Genomic DNA, 14,818 nt, shown 5'->3' with positions numbered 1-14,818 from the left:
CGATGAAGACCTGTGAGACCCTGCCGCTTGCAAATCGATCCACCGCCACGAAGTCACGTGGCGCGGTTGGAGACCGAGACTCTGTCATTTCGCTCGCGACGGAGCAGGTCGAGGCGATGGTGGCCGCCTGGCGACGAGGAGAGCGGACTCCGGTCGAACAGATCCTCGCTCGCCATCCCGAACTGAAGGACGAGGCCGTCGTCTGGCTCATTTTTGAGGAATTATGCCTGCGTGAAGATGTAGGAATTCCTCTTGATTCGGCCGAGATCTTGCAACGGTTCCCCCAGTGGCGAACCGAGCTGGCGATGCTGCTCGACTGTCGGCAAATGATGGAGGCGAAGTCGGTTGCCTCCGAGATTCCGTGCGCGGGGGAGGAGCTGGCGGGCTTTCGGTTGCTCGCGGAACTTGGCCGAGGTCTTTTCGGCGTCGTATTCCTGGCTCTGGAGACAGCACTCGGCGATCGTCCCGTCGTCGTCAAAGTCACGGCACGGGGCCGTGGTGAGCATCTCTCCCTGGCGCGGCTCCAGCATCGCAATATCGTTCCGCTCCACTCGGCCCAGCAACTCCCCGACCGCGAACTCCAGATCCTCTGCATGCCCTACCTTGGCGGTTCGACACTCGCCCAGGTCTTGGACTTGCTGGGTAACCGTGAGCCCAGGCAACGGACTGGAAGACATCTCATGGAGGCGTTGGAGCAGCTTCAGGCTAACCTGCCCATTCGTCTCCCGGGTCAGGGGCCGTTCGCCCGGCATCTTGCGGAATCGACTTATGCAGATGCGATCTGCTGGATCGGGGCCTGTCTTGCGGACGGCCTGCAATACGCCCATGAGCGGAGCCTGATCCACCTGGACGTCAAGCCGTCCAACGTCCTGCTCGCTTGCGACGGCCAGCCGATGCTCCTCGACTTTCATCTGGCGAGGGGACCGATCGACCCCCACGGACCTGAGCCCGCGTGGATGGGAGGGACTCCGCACTACATGGCCCCGGAACAACGCGAGGCCCTCGACTCAGTGAATCATCACCGGCCGATCCTTGCCGCTGTCGATGGCCGTGCCGATATCTATTCACTCGGGAAACTCTTGAATGAAGCGCTCGGTGACCCGGTGCCGGAAGACGGTTTCCGAGGCTGGCGTCGCCCGGCGAATCGGTGCGTCTCCAGGGGCCTTGCCGACATCCTCCAAAAGTGCCTGGCAAGCGATCCCCAGGCTCGCTATTCCAACGCAGCCCTGCTCGCGGCCGACCTGCGGCAACACCTGAATGACCTGCCGCTTGTGGGAGTTCCCAACCGAAGCCTGGCCGAACGTTGGCGGAAGGCGAGGCGTCACCGGCCCCTCGCCATTTCGCCGGGTCTGATGATCCTGATGACTGCCTTGATCGCGATCGGAGCCGCGAGCCTCTTTGGGCTGGCCTATTGGCAGCGGATTCAGGCCATTGAGGTGGCACTGGCCGACGGCCGTGCCCATCTCGACCGTCGTGAGTACGCCAACGCGACCAGCGTACTCAAGCAAGGCCTTACGCTTGCCCGACCACTTCCCGGCACCGGCCTCTCTCAACGCAGGCTGATGGATGAACTTGCCCTGGCCCAGCGAGGTGAGATGACGTCGGAACTCCGGCGGCTGGTCGAGCTCGTCCGGTTCCGTTACGGGGTCGATCCACCCCCCGCGCATGAGGCACGGTCGCTGATCCATCGCGGCAGGGACGTTTGGCGAGTCCGAGACACCTTATTACTGCGGCCCGTCGCCGGTGGCCATGACCCCGAGGTGGAACGGGGAATTCGGGCCGACTTGCTGGACTTTGTTCTGTTCTGGGTCGACCTCACCGTGCGCTCAGCGCCACCGGAGAGCCGCTCCGAGGCGCGGCGAGAAGCGCGGATGGTTCTTGATGAGGCGTCTCGTCGGCTGGGGCCCAGTCCCGCGCTCGACCGCGACCGTGCAGCCTATGATCATGACTCGGATAACGACGATCGCTTGCGCGTTTCCCGGTCGATTCCGCAGTCGGCCTGGGAGCACTACGACCTCGGACGGTCGTTTCTCAGGTCCGGTGAACTCACGGACGCCGCCTCGCAATTTCAGGCGGGGCTCGATTTGCGACCGCAGGACTTCTGGTTGAACTTCTATGACGGGCTCTGTGCTTATCGGTTGGGACGTTTTGACGACTCGGTCAACGCCTTTCGCGTTTGCGTGGCGCTCGCCCCTGAATCGGCCGAATGCTTCCACAACCGGGCGCTGGCCCTGAGCTCGCTCGATCGCAACGAACAGGCCATCGTCGACTATTCGCGTGCCTTACGACTCGACCCAGCGCTGACCGGGGCGGCTTTGAACCGAGGGATCCTCCAGTATCGCGCCGGCCGCCTTGAGGCCGCCGCTACCGATCTGAAGCAGGCGCTCGTCACGGCCGTCGATCGGAGTCATCGGGGGGTGATCCACTACAACCTGGCCATCGTGGATCTCGCCTCTCAAAACAGGTCATCCGCTCTCAGGAATTTGGCGGCCGCCTCCTCATTCGGGCATGCCGAAGCCCGACGTCTCCAGACCAGCCTTCATCGCGGACCCTGACCATGATCGCCGGGGCCTCGCGTGCGATTGCAAACTGGATTTTCCGGGAGACCATGGATTTGACTTGGTGACGTCGATCTGCCATTCAGTCGACGACCGGCTCACTGCTCAGTCGGACGATGGTGGATACCCCACCGTCGATCGGCAGAGTATGGCCAGTGATCATCGCAGAGGCGTCGGAGGCGAGGAAGAGGACCGGGCCAACGACGTCCTCGGGTTCGCCCAGACGGCCCAGCGGGACGCGGTCGAGGATGCGGGCCGTGAGCGCCTCGTTTTTCAGGAGTGGGGCGTTCATCTCGGTCCGGAACCAACCCGGAGCCACGCAGTTGACGCGGATGCCGAACGGGGCCCATTCCGCGGCCAGGTCGCGAGTCATGGCCGCAACGGCTCCCTTCGTGGCGCAATAGATCGCGTTGCCACGGCCCAGGCCGACGAGTCCGCCACCCAGAGCGGACATGTTGATGATGCTCCCCTTCCCACGGCCAACCATGTGCTTGCCAACCTCACGGGCGACGAGGAATGTCCCGATCTGATTGACGCGGATCACTTCATCCCAGTCCTCGGGGCGCCAGTCGAAGAGGGCGATCCGTCGGGTGATCCCGGCGTTGTTGACGAGGACGTCGATCGGGCCGAGGCTGGACTCGGTGGCCTCGACGGTCAGCCGTACCTGGTCTGCGTCCGCAACGTCGCACGCATAGGCCGTTGCGCGACCTCCGGCTTGCCGGATCGCCTGCGCGACCTCTTCGACCCCGTCGCCATCCCGGTCGGTGAGTGACACGACCGCGCCCCCACGGGCAAACCCGAGCGCGATCGCCCGGCCGAGTCCACGCGCGGCCCCCGTCACCATCGCCACGCGTCCCGAGAAATCGAACATCGGGCCTACTCCTGAAGCATCCACAGAGTCGCTTTGCTCACCTGTCTACTGGCCTGTCCAGATCGACACGGAACCAGCAGAGCGCGCCCGCGGCGTACACGACCGCGAACACAATGAATGGAACCTGGACGTGCCCCTTGTGGAGGAGGTAGCCGCTCAGCAGCGAGGCAACGGCCGACGAGAGGTTGGCGAGCATGTTCATCGCGCCTCCGAGTGTCCCGGCGAGGCGCCCGCCCAGGTCGGCAGCGGCGGACCAGGCAGGCGCCATCGCCAGATCGTTGCCGAAGAATGTGAGGCAGAGCAAGAAGCCCAGAGCACGAGTGTCGCGCACCCAGATTGTGCCCAGGATGGCCGACGCGGCCAGAGCCATGCCTGCCGCGCCAACGAGGCGACGGCCCCTCGTCTTGTCGCCGGTGCGGCGGATGATCGCATCGGAAATGGCTCCCCCAGCAAAGCACGCGATGACCCCGCAGGCGAAAGGTAACGACGACAGCCATTGCGCGGTGCCAGGCGACAGCCCGCGATTCGTTCGGAGGTAGTCGGGCAAAAGCGTGAGGAAAAAATTCCCGCTATAACCCAGGCACCCGTACATCAAGCACAAGGCCCAGACGCTCCCCGACCGGACCATCCGTCCGGCCCCGAGCCGGTCAGGGCGAGGAACGTTGACCTCCGTCGTGGTGGTCGGCCTGTCGCGAAACCAGGGCCAGAAGGTGAGGCACCAGACGACCCCAAGCAGAGAGATCACCACGATTGCGGCTTGCCAACTTCCTGAATAGAGGGTCAGTTGCACCACCAAAAGAGGCGAGAGCGCGCCACCCAGCCGGCTCGCCGTCCAGACGAGTCCCTGGGCCGCGCCCCGCTCGGTCCCTGGCATCCAATCGGCCGTCATTCGTGAGATCGACGGAAACGTCCCGGCCTGAAACATCCCGAACAGAAACCGCAGGGCGAGCAAGTACCCCAGGGCCATTGCGCCAGCGGAGAAGGCCGTCGACAGACAGAGTGCCGCGGTCGCCAACGAGCCGCCCAGAACGACGACGACCAGGAGGTTCCGCACGCCAAAGCGATCGCCAAGCCAGCCCCAGGGGATCTCGAAGCCCCCGTAGGCCAGCATGAAGGCGGCCATGAGGTAGCTCAGTTGACGTTGGTCGAGGCCGAGGGGGCCCTTGAATTCGGCCGCCGCAGTGGCAAACCCGACCCGGTGGATGTAGGTGATCACTGCCAGGCCGCACGCAGCGGCCAGGACCCGGTAACGCCCCCCGTTTGGGGCAACACTCGTACCGTCGATCTCGATCGCCGCCATGGAACGCATCGATCCCGCTCCGATTCGTTTCGGTCAGTCAAGCTTGCCCCTGACCTGGCGGAGGAACTCCGCCGAACCGCGGGCCGCGGTGTCGAAATCAACCTCGCGGTAGACCTTGACGGAGACGAAGCGATCGTAGCCGGTCTGCTCCAGCGCCGCCAGAACGCTGGGAAAATCGAGGTTGCCGCTCCCGAATGGACCGCCGTTCGTCTCACAGAGATGGAAATGCCTGATCCGTGGTCCATGCTCTTGGATCGTGCCGATAATTGATCTCTCCTCAATGTTCATGTGAATCGTGTCGAGCATGTAGCTCAGCGCAGGAGAACCAACCCGGTCGGACATCGCCCTGGCCGCGTCGGCCGTATGGTTGAACCCCACCTGAAAATGGTTGACCGGCTCGATGACGACCGTTACGCCGGCCCGCTCGGCCTCGGCGGCCACTCCTTTCAAGCCCTCTGCGATCCGCTCGTTCGCCTTCGCCTCGTCCGGCTCGTCCGACCGGAGCCCCTGCATCTGTCCCACCACCAGCACCGAACGGAGCCGGCTCGCCAGCTCCACATAGCTTTTCAGCCGTTCCTGGGCGCGGTCGCGCAGCCTCGCGTCGGGGCTCGACAGACAGAGCCCTTCATTCGAGTACGACCAGCCCGACAAGAGGGAAACGACCGGGAGCTGATGACGCTCGGTGAGAGCGATCACTTCATCGATCGTGTAACCCAGCGGATTCGTGGCGACAAGCTCGATCCCTTGATAACCGAGGGCCTTGGCAACCCCCATGCGACGATCCAGCTCGTCCAGCCGGAACACTGGTTCGTATGACAGGACACTGATTTTCACGACGACCTCCCCGGCGGGCATGATGTCCAGAGGGCGAATCGACATTCCCGACGCTGAGGCGGCCAGGTTGGTTTCGTCCCTCGTCCTCTATCGAGGCGTTCAAGCCTTGTCGCATAACAGGCCACCGGCCTCAATCAAAATCATTGTAAGCCTTCAGCCGAGGACGTTCGCGCGTCCGAATGCGTGAACGCAGCGAGCCGCGCTTGGAAGACCAAAGCCCGAGCAGCGGGTCGCCCGTTTGCGCGATGGAGCAAGGCGAACCCGGCGTGCGAAGGCATCGCCCGAAAAGAAACAACGATCCGCGAAAGAGCGAAAGAGCCGATGATTCTTGCGGTTTCCGCAATGGGTCGGTTTGCAGTAGCACGGCCGGCCCAGCCGTATTTCTCTCGGGGTCGGCGTGAGTGTGAGGAATGGCCCTGGGCCGAGAGGGATACGGCTGGACCGGAAATCCAGCGAGATCGTTGAAAAGAAATGCCCCGCTTGCGCCGCATCACGAAAAAGGGAATCACGACCCAATTTTAAAAATAAGAAAATGCAAAAATGTTTTAGTGATTTTGGCATCATTGACAGTTTCCCGGTGCAACTCATCGAACTCCTGATCGAGCTCGACCACGGGCCGGGAAAAACGCTCTCCCCGGTCGCGGTTTCGAGCGCCAAGCAGGAGAAGATCCGCTTGTCTCGGGCAGAGAAGCTCGTAGAGCACTCGATTCGGGCTGAGCGCTTGTCTCAGTTCGCGCGGAAGAAGGCGGAGTGGTCGCCTCCCCCTACAACGGGCTGCCGCGCATCCGTTGGCCTTCCGCTCTGATATCATCCGAGGCTGGCCACTTCTCCAGGTCGAACACGGAGCCGACGATGAACAGAGCCCTCTTCCTGATCGCCCTCGCGTGGGTCACGGCGGTAAACGCCCAGACGCCCAGCTTTTCCGAGATCCCGCTCTACTCAGGGACGGCCCCGGGATCAGAGAAGTGGGACTGGCAGGAGAAGTCCGTCACGACAGGCGGCGGCCTACCGATCGTGACCGACGTCGTGCGGCCGGTGCTGATCCATTATCCGGCTGACAAGGGCAAAGCCGTCGGCTCGGCCATGGTCGTCGCACCCGGTGGCGGGTTCAAAGCCCTGATGATGAGCTACGAGGGGGCGGACATCGCAAAGCGGCTCAACGCGATGGGCGTCGATGCCTTCGTCCTGAAGTACCGGCTCATCCACAACGCGCCCGGAGCCCCGTCCAGGGAGGATGTCGTCAGGATGGCCGGCGAGGACGGTCGGAGAGCCGTGCAACTCGTGCGCGAGAAGGCCGCCGAATACGGCTACCGACCGGATCGGATCGGAATGATTGGGTTCTCGGCGGGAGGCATGGTCACGTCGGATGCGCTCTTTGGGCCGAAGGAGACGCGGCCGGACTTCGTGGCCCTCATCTATGGGATTCGCGAGATCAGAGAGATCCCCGATCCCGCGCCGCCGCTCTTCCTGGCGGTCGCCGCCGATGACGCCGGTTTCGTTGCCCAGTCAGTCGACCTGTTCACCGCCTACCGCAAGGCGAAAGGATCGGCCGAGCTCCACGTCTTCCAGACGGGCGCGCACGGATTCGTGAACAAAGGGGGTGGTGCCGACCACTTTATGGATCGCCTCGAGGAGTGGCTACGAGTTAACAAGCTGCTGACCAAGGCTTCCGAGGGCGATAAGTGACTGGTTGCCCGGGAAGTTCTTGCTTGACCTGGCTTTCCTTCGCCCTGCATTTTTCGGGATTCTATGCATTCGGCCCGCGCCGCGATCTAACACACGGGCTTACTGTGTAATGGTTCAGAGTGAAATGGAGAAACCGGGGTTGGGAGATAAGGTGGTGAACGTTTGACCCAAGATTTGGATTGGCCGTACTCGTGCCAATCCCGAAGGAAAGACTGGGCGGCATCGTGCCGCCCCTCCTTCGGTCTTGGCCCCTGGGTCGGCGTTCGGGTCGTGTCGCCACGGTGCCCTATCCTCCGCCCAAGCCATCTTCCATCGTAGCGCCGTCAATCCGTTCGAGCAACGACTTCCCAGCGATCAGACGGTGGGCTGAACTTTCGCGCGGGCAGCTCTCCTCCTTCTCACGCTGCATCCAACTTGCGATCCCGCTCCTCGAAGATCGACCGCTCGCGACCGGCCAATTTGTCCGCTGGCGTGACGTAGCCGATCGCACTGCGCAAGCGGACCTCGTTGTAGTGGGCCACGAACTCAGTGACGAGCCTCCTCGTCTCCTCCAGGCTCAGGGGTGTTTTGACGCAGATGCACTCGCCCTTCAGGGGCTTGTGCCGTCGCTCGATCTTCCCATTGCTCTGAGGATAATACAGAGATGTCCTCACGTGAGTCATTCCGCAAATCCGAATGAATTCCTTGAAATCCTTGGCAATGAACTGGGGGCTATTGTCCGAGATGATCCGGGGCCGCTCGCGGGGAAAGCGCTCGCGACCCCGTTGGACGATGGTCTCGACTTCCGCCTCGGTCATGCTCTCGCGAATCTCCCAGTGGACAAGGAATCGACTGCAACCGTCCAGGAGGCTACAGAGGTAGAAGAACGTCCCGGTGACGTTGATGTACGAGATGTCGACGTGCCAGTGTTCATGCACTCGGAGCGGTTGCCGAAAGCCTTTTCCTTTGAGTGAAGGCTTGCTGCTGTGACGCTTCATCAATCCGGCGTTGCAAAGCACCCGGTAGACGCTCGAGGGACTCACGGCGACGACATCGGCGTCGAGCATCATGAAGGCAAGCCGCCGATAGCCTTCCAGGGGATGGGTAGCGTGGTCATCCAGGACGGCTTGCTTCTCCCATGGTTCGAGCCACCAATCGCGAGGGACGAGCGCATTGTGCTCGTTGGCCAGTCCATAGCGAGTCCGCCAGTCGTGAAACTTGCTGGCGATGCCGAGCCAGTGGATGAACCGCCTGAGGGGGATCTCAGTACGTTGGGACCAGTGCCGCGCGAAGTCGATGATGGAATCGCGGGTGTCATGGGGAACCCAAGCCCCGGTCAGAGTTTACAAAATTTTTTTTGTGTCTTAATATGTGCTTGTATTAATTATGCGACGACCTCGTTCTTGCGTTGGAGCGTGTCGCGGAGTGCGGCGATGGTGCGGATGTGGTTGGTCTCGGGCGAGGCGTTCTTGCGCTCGAAGGCGGCGGGGCCGTTTTCGAAGAACTGTTTCTGCCAGAGGTAGAACAGCGTTGGCGAGAGTTGGAGTTCATCGCAGAGATCGGAGATGGGGACGTGGTCGATCAGGTGACGCCGGAGGATGGCGACCTTCTCGACAGGCGTATCGTTCTTTCGGATCTTTCGCATGGTGAGACTCCTGCCGAGTTTCAGTATAACTCGGGTAGGGCGTCTCTCCATTTCCGTCTGAAGCAAAACAATGCAATCTGGCCCTATTCTTATTCGAGTGACAAGACCAGCGTGCCTGCGCCTGTCCGGGACTGGATTGCCCGACTGTAATCGACAGGTCGAGGCGGTCACGCCCAAACTCGCGTCTCAGTCGACGATCCTCGCACAACCTAATGAGGTTCGATTAATCTGCGGGTGCTGCGGCAGGGTGGGTCCGCGCGATATCAGGAGACGGTCGTTCAGTGGGCGATCTCAAGTCTGGCGATATCGTTGCCGCGGTGGTGAATGCGGACGTGGAGGCCCTGATGGATCGGGCCTCCGTGAGAGGCGGTGTTGTTGAAGCCCGCAGTCAGGACATAATCGGAATACTGGAAGCGCCTGCCGTTGACGACGAAAGATTCCATTCGATGACCGCTGTGAGGCATCGGATCGAAATTGGTGACTATGCCTTCCGTGATTTCGCACCGGCCGCCTCGCAAGTCGGACGCCAAGAACGAAAAGTCTGCGACTGTTCCTATGAACGCAACGAGGGTCCAGACGACGGCGAACCCCAGGAACACGAACGGAAAGAGTCGGTGGGTGCCCCCGCGAAGTCGTTGCCGGAAGAACACCAGGCCGATACCAACCGCGACGAAGATCAACCCGGCGGCCGCAAAAGGCCATTGGCGATAGCCGGACTGGATCACGTCGAAGACTGTTGTGTATTCCATACTACACGCAAGGCCTTAACACTGATTTGACAGAATTGGCTTCTGACAAGAACCCACTCTCAATCTGTTTTGCTTCAGACGGAAATAGAGAGACCGCTGAATTCAGCGTGACCTCAGTCGTCAACTGCTCCGATACGAGTATTGAGTTGTCGCCTTGGAATAGTGTAGTCGATCAAAGATCTGGTGGGGAGATTCGGCGGACGTAGTCTGCAAAGCTGGGATCCTCTGCTAAGACGAAGAGTTGCAGATTGCGGAACGGATTCTCCTCGCTCAGCAGCCCGAGGACGGCACGGTAGTCTTCCGGTATCATGTGGATCTCCAGTCGCTTCGCTGGCAACTGTGCGACACGAAGGTCTGAAAGGACGACTTTCAGGAGCGTCTCGGAATGCCATGCTGCATGAGAGATGAGGATAGGTCCCTCGGGATCGGGTTGTAGGACCAGATCTCAAATCACCCGAAGCGGCTTGGATTAAGGCTGCACTTTTCGGGATTCTATGCATTTGGCCCGCGCCGCGATTTAACACGCGGGCTTACTGCACCAACGGGAAGAGGGCGAACATCGTCGTCAACGCGAGCCCGATGCTAGCGACGGCCTCCCCGGTTTGACCGGTGCCGGGCTTGCGCCGCCTGCCCCTTCTGAGGACGATGATGGGGAACGCGAGGGCCGAGCAGAAGCAGAGCGCGAGGATAGGTTGCGGCGGAAAGAGGTACCGCGGGGCGGCTCCTGATCGGCGAGAGTCGCGACGACCCCGATGAGGGCGAACCCGACCTGAGACCAAATCACCCACCTGACCACGACACCCCCTCGATTACGCGCCGAGTAGACGGGGGCCTGCCCGGACCGGACGATGGCGGTTACCACACCGCCTGACACCCCGAGTGGAGCCGTCGCCCGATGGCATCCTCGCATCCGCTGCCCGCCCCATGCCAGTGGTTCGCCCGACTCGCCTCGGCCCTCGTCCGCCGGTCCGCACCCCGACTTGCGCTGCTGTTCCTCGGAGCCGTGCTCGCTTGCGGCCGCAGGACCGTCACCAGTTGGATCCGCGCCGCCAGGCTGAGCGACCACTTCCAACATTGCTACACGGCCGTCGCGGCGGCCGGTAAGAAGACCGAGACCATCACCGCATACCTCGTGCCGTCCGCACCAGCGGGCGTTAGGGGGCCGTAGGCCGTCGCCATTGGCGACCATAGCGAAGCGGAGCCCGTTAGCACGCGGCCGGCGAAGCCGGGGTGCCTGAAGCGGGCATAGAACGCAGGCCGGCCGTGGCGTTATCGCCAGTTGATCAAGGTGAGGGGATAGCCTACCTGCTGGATGCGCTGGAAATGGGCGGTATTGCCCGTCACCAACTCCATGCCGCGATTCAGGGCGATGGCGGCGACCATTGGGTCAGCGGTGCCAATGGGCAGCCCGGCGCGTTCCAGGTCGCCAGCGATACGACCTGCCAGCTCGGCAGCGGCCTGATCGAAGGGAAGTATCTCTTGCGCTGCGATGGACGCAAGGAAGGTTTGGAGCCTGCGGGTGGAAAGTGTTCGCTGGAAACCCCGGACGATTTCCATGACGGTGATCGAGGATATCGTGTAATGCCCGAAGGAACGGCGGTAAGTCCTGCCGTTGCCGATGACGGCGGGGTCGATCCCTTTGCCGAGTTCGGAAAAAATATCCGTGTCGATCAGGGCCTTATTCAACGGGGAGGTCCCGCCACTTCTCTTCGCCACGCTTGCGGTAGGCGTCAGCGACGATTTCGTCCATTTCGTCGGCGGCTTCGCGCATGGAGCCGATCACAGGATCGTCGTCAAAGTCGGCAGACGGATGCTGGGGGCGGTTCGCAAGGGCGCGCAGCAGCAAGCGGGCGGCTTCAGCCATCGCCTCATCGAACGACGCGAAACGCCCGCTATGGACGGCGGCTTCGATCGAAGATTCGAGTTCTTTGGGCAACTGGATCGTCATGCTTGCGGCTCCCTTCAAATATCTAGATTATCACGACCGGAAAAATTTGCCAAGGCGGAACCATGCACGCATGAGGAAAGCTGGGCGCCGTTGATTTAATTGAGAGATTCTTTGTTTAAAGAAATATGGAAATGTTTTGTCTGTTTGGAACGATGATTAACTGGTGGGAAGTGTCAACTCCGCTTCAATCTGGTTTTCATCTTCCTCGATATCAAGAGCTAATGAACCGATGATTCTTGCGGTTTCCGCAACAGGTTGGTTTGCAGTAGTTGAGTCGGTAGCCAGGCACCTAAAAAGGGTAAGACGGGAATTCTGGGCAATCCGTCAGGCATCTCGACCTGGCTGTTTGCCCCCTCCGGCTGGTCGACGCCGCCAGCCGACTGGAGCGGAACGGCAAGGAGTGTCTGGCTGCCGATACCGCATCCATCTTTGTTCGATTCGGCCTGGTCGGCGAGGTCTGGCGGGAGAACTTCGCGAGCCTTCACTACCGCTCTCGCCCTGCGCCGCGTCAGGCTCGTCCCCGTCCCTGGCCCGACACTTCGCCGCATTTTCCCCCGTTCCGCGTTTCATCTCCTCCTCATCCCACGATTCTTGCCGCGGCCCGCTAAACCTCTTGCCGGTTCGCCTCGCCCATCGCACGTCTCGAATTCACGCCGTCCCGCCAACATTTTCCCCAGGCCGCCAGCGTCTAGACACCATCCAAACGTCCGTACGGGGGCCCGGACTGCGGGGCGAGCCTGAGTCGGTAGCCAGGCACCTAAAAAGGGTAAGACGGGAATTCTGGGCAATCCGTCATGCCTCGCAGCCGGGCGATCATCTTTGCCAAACCTCCCATGTGTCCCAATTGAAGTGCATGGCTGTTTGCCCTGCTGTTTGCCCCTCATATTCGGGGCGTCTCGGCGAAAGCCAGGGTGGTCGTGGCAAGCGGTGGAGGGCGTACGAGGAGACCTGGCCAGGCACCTTTAAGCCGGTAAGACGCGTATCCGTCCGGACTTGCGGACCCGAGGCTTGCGGAGCCGTGGAAGCCACCCAGTTTCTCTATCTTGGGTGCCTGGCTTACAGACTGCGTCCTGGCCTCCGGCGTCATCTGCTTCCGCATCCCGCATCACGAGGTCTTCGACCAAAAGTAAGGTTCAGTAGAGCCTTCCCACATTGGGCCACTGCTCAAGCGTGAGCGTCTCATCACTTGCTCAGGATTCGCCGACCGACAAGATCCTCAACGGGAAATCCAGGTAGTTCAATCACGAGGATTCTTTTGCTTGAGAGGCTGTCACCCTCGAAGACAACCCGCCCCGATCTGAGTTGGAGCTTTTTTCCAGGCTGGCCCTCGATCTCGAAGTCGGGACCATCCCTATCATCCGACTCTTCAGTCTCAACGCTTAGAATTACCGTTCGGTGGTAAATCGACGCCCGCAAGACACGATACACGGTCATGGAGTTCCTCGACCGGTAAATCCCCGCCGACTACACTCGACCGGGTTCGGGCATGTCAAGACCTGAGCCCCCATGAAGGAACCATTGTAACGGATGGCATAGTTCACGTCAGTCAAGGCCCACGGAGATCTGGCCAGGCACCTTCAAGCCGGAAAGACGCGTGTCCGTCCGGACCTGCGGACCCGAGGCTTGCGGACCCGACTGAAGCCACCCAGTTGCTCTATCTTGGGTGCCTGGCTTGCGGACCTCTCTCCTCTTTGGGTGCCTGGCTTGCGGACCTCAAGAATCCTTCAGTTCTTTCGCTTTGCCGTAGATTGTTTCATTGGCGCCAATGTGATTAATTATGCAATAATTGGCTTCATGACCTGCCCGTGGACGTCAGTCAACCGGTAGTAGCGTCCTTGGAACTTGTAAGTCAGCTTCTCGTGATCGATGCCCAGCAAGTGGAGGATCGTGGCTTGCAGATCGTGGACGTGGACCGGATCTTCGGCCACGTTGTAGCCGAAGTCGTCGGTGGCGCCGAGGGTGGTGCCGGGCTTGATGCCGCCGCCGGCGAGCCACATCGTGAAGCAGCGCGGATGATGGTCGCGTCCGTAGTTGGTGCTCGTGAGTTTGCCTTGTGAGTAGTTGGTACGACCGAACTCGCCTCCCCAGACGACGAGAGTTTCGTCGAGCAAGCCGCGCTGCTTGAGGTCGGTGATCAGACCGTAGCAGGCACGGTCGACGTCCTGGCATTGCCGGCGGATCCCGCCCGGGAGGCCGCCGTGGTGGTCCCAGCCTGGGTGGTAGAGCTGGATGAAGCGCACGTCGCGCTCGGCCATCCGACGCGCCAGGAGGCAGTTCGCCGCGAACGTGCCGGGTTGTTTTGCCTCGGGACCATACAGGTCCAGGACCCGATCGGGCTCGCTGGCGACGTTCATCACCTCGGGAACGCTGGTTTGCATCCGGTAGGCCATCTCGTATTGAGCGACACGTGCGTTGATCTCGGGATCGCCCAGGTCTTCATATTGGATGGCGTGCAACTCGGCGAGCCGGTCGAGCATCTTCCGGCGTCCCTCGCTACTGATGCCGGCTGGGTTGTCGAGGTAGAGGACTGGGTCTTTGCCGCTCCGGAACTGGACCCCTTGGTGTGTGCTCGCGAGAAACCCATTCCCCCAGAGTCGCGCGTAGAGCGGCTGATCGATCCGGTCTTTCGAGATCAAGACCACGAAGGCGGGGAGGTTTTCGTTGGCGGCGCCGAGCCCATAGCTGAGCCAGGACCCCATGCTGGGTCGGCCGGCGAGCTGCGACCCGGTCTGGAAGAACGTGATTGCCGGGTCGTGGTTGATCGCCTCGGTGTGCAGCGACTTCACGAAGCAGAGTTCGTCGGCGATCTTCGCCGTCCAGGGGAGCAGCTCACTGACCGTGGAGCCAGCCTGGCCGTGCTTGGCGAACGAGAAGATCGACCCTGCCAGGGGCAGGTTGGCCTGGTTGCCCGACATGCCGGTCAGCCGCTGACCCTTCCGGACGCTGTCGGGAAGGTCCTGGCCGTTCATCCGGTTGAGGAGTGGCTTGTGGTCGAACAGGTCGAGCTGCGACGGGCCGCCGCTCATGAACAGGAAGATGATCCGCTTCGCCCGAGGCGCATGGTGCGGGGCGGACAAGATCCCTCGGAATGGGCTGGGAGCGGCGCCGGGCGAGGCGGCCGTCGCGTCCCGCTCCAGCAAGGATCCGAGCGCGGCGCCACCAAGGCCCAGGGCGAACCGGCCGAAGAAGTCGCGGCGGCTCATTCCGAAATCGATGTTGTGGCAGTTCATAAAGCCGTTTCTTTCCGC

15 protein-coding genes are annotated in these 14,818 nt (G+C 61.7%); 5 read left to right on the top strand and 10 right to left on the bottom strand.

Annotated features, from left to right (window positions below; genetic code table 11):
- Positions 1 to 2 precede the first annotated feature (2 nt).
- Positions 3 to 2,555, top strand: coding sequence for a protein kinase domain-containing protein (locus V5E97_RS24220; RefSeq protein ID WP_406694126.1), 2,553 nt, complete (start codon positions 3 to 5; stop codon positions 2,553 to 2,555).
- A gap of 85 nt (positions 2,556 to 2,640) precedes the next feature.
- Here V5E97_RS24220 and V5E97_RS24215 read toward each other — a convergent pair whose 3' ends face one another.
- The 3 genes from V5E97_RS24215 to V5E97_RS24205 are packed head-to-tail and all read right to left on the bottom strand — an operon-like array spanning position 2,641 to position 5,563.
- Entirely contained in the window at positions 2,641 to 3,429 is a 789-nt protein-coding gene (locus V5E97_RS24215) for an SDR family NAD(P)-dependent oxidoreductase (protein ID WP_406694125.1), read from the bottom strand.
- A 37-nt stretch (positions 3,430 to 3,466) separates the two neighbouring features.
- Positions 3,467 to 4,738 (bottom strand): MFS transporter, encoded by a 1,272-nt coding sequence (locus V5E97_RS24210; protein WP_406694124.1) that lies wholly within the window; start codon positions 4,736 to 4,738, stop codon positions 3,467 to 3,469.
- A gap of 24 nt (positions 4,739 to 4,762) precedes the next feature.
- Complete coding sequence (locus V5E97_RS24205; protein ID WP_406694123.1) at positions 4,763 to 5,563, bottom strand: sugar phosphate isomerase/epimerase family protein; 801 nt, start codon at positions 5,561 to 5,563, stop codon at positions 4,763 to 4,765.
- Between the two features lie 532 nt (positions 5,564 to 6,095).
- Here V5E97_RS24205 and V5E97_RS24200 point away from each other — a divergent pair.
- A complete protein-coding gene (locus V5E97_RS24200; protein ID WP_406694122.1) occupies positions 6,096 to 6,368 on the top strand; it encodes a hypothetical protein in 273 nt (90 codons plus the stop codon).
- Positions 6,369 to 6,415: 47 nt separating this feature from the next.
- Positions 6,416 to 7,249, top strand: a complete 834-nt coding sequence (locus tag V5E97_RS24195) for an alpha/beta hydrolase (protein WP_406694121.1) — start codon at positions 6,416 to 6,418, stop codon at positions 7,247 to 7,249.
- 398 nt (positions 7,250 to 7,647) lie between these two features.
- On the opposite strand, the gene V5E97_RS24190 is transcribed toward V5E97_RS24195, so the two are convergent.
- Both V5E97_RS24190 and V5E97_RS24185 read right to left on the bottom strand, forming a co-directional pair.
- Positions 7,648 to 8,298 (bottom strand): transposase, encoded by a 651-nt coding sequence (locus tag V5E97_RS24190; RefSeq protein ID WP_406694120.1) that lies wholly within the window; start codon positions 8,296 to 8,298, stop codon positions 7,648 to 7,650.
- Between the two features lie 314 nt (positions 8,299 to 8,612).
- Positions 8,613 to 8,873, bottom strand: a complete 261-nt coding sequence (locus tag V5E97_RS24185) for a transposase (RefSeq protein WP_406694119.1) — start codon at positions 8,871 to 8,873, stop codon at positions 8,613 to 8,615.
- A 281-nt stretch (positions 8,874 to 9,154) separates the two neighbouring features.
- Between V5E97_RS24185 and V5E97_RS24180 the strand changes: the two genes are divergently transcribed.
- The gene (locus tag V5E97_RS24180; protein ID WP_406694117.1) at positions 9,155 to 9,652 is read left to right on the top strand and encodes a hypothetical protein; all 498 of its coding nucleotides are present in this window, start codon (positions 9,155 to 9,157) and stop codon (positions 9,650 to 9,652) included.
- 142 nt (positions 9,653 to 9,794) lie between these two features.
- Here the strand turns inward: V5E97_RS24180 and V5E97_RS24175 are convergent, their stop codons facing one another.
- Entirely contained in the window at positions 9,795 to 9,932 is a 138-nt protein-coding gene (locus tag V5E97_RS24175) for a hypothetical protein (protein WP_406694116.1), read from the bottom strand.
- A gap of 585 nt (positions 9,933 to 10,517) precedes the next feature.
- On the opposite strand from V5E97_RS24175, the gene V5E97_RS24170 reads away from it, so the two are divergent.
- The gene (locus tag V5E97_RS24170; protein WP_406694115.1) at positions 10,518 to 10,790 is read left to right on the top strand and encodes a hypothetical protein; all 273 of its coding nucleotides are present in this window, start codon (positions 10,518 to 10,520) and stop codon (positions 10,788 to 10,790) included.
- 101 nt (positions 10,791 to 10,891) lie between these two features.
- Here V5E97_RS24170 and V5E97_RS24165 read toward each other — a convergent pair whose 3' ends face one another.
- The 4 genes from V5E97_RS24165 to V5E97_RS24150 all read right to left on the bottom strand — a co-directional run bounded on the left by V5E97_RS24165 (position 10,892) and on the right by V5E97_RS24150 (position 14,800).
- Positions 10,892 to 11,308, bottom strand: coding sequence for a PIN domain-containing protein (locus V5E97_RS24165; RefSeq protein WP_406694114.1), 417 nt, complete (start codon positions 11,306 to 11,308; stop codon positions 10,892 to 10,894).
- Entirely contained in the window at positions 11,301 to 11,570 is a 270-nt protein-coding gene (locus tag V5E97_RS24160; protein ID WP_406694113.1) for a hypothetical protein, read from the bottom strand. The genes V5E97_RS24165 and V5E97_RS24160 overlap by 8 nt, the downstream gene beginning before the upstream one ends.
- A gap of 218 nt (positions 11,571 to 11,788) precedes the next feature.
- A complete protein-coding gene (locus V5E97_RS24155; protein ID WP_406694112.1) occupies positions 11,789 to 12,118 on the bottom strand; it encodes a hypothetical protein in 330 nt (109 codons plus the stop codon).
- A 1,227-nt stretch (positions 12,119 to 13,345) separates the two neighbouring features.
- Complete coding sequence (locus tag V5E97_RS24150) at positions 13,346 to 14,800, bottom strand: DUF1501 domain-containing protein (protein ID WP_406701205.1); 1,455 nt, start codon at positions 14,798 to 14,800, stop codon at positions 13,346 to 13,348.
- Positions 14,801 to 14,818: the final 18 nt, after the last annotated feature.

The organism is Singulisphaera photorubra (genome assembly GCF_045290345.1).
Lineage (GTDB): Bacteria > Planctomycetota > Planctomycetia > Isosphaerales > Isosphaeraceae > Singulisphaera.
This window is presented reverse-complemented; position numbering and strand designations above follow the sequence as displayed.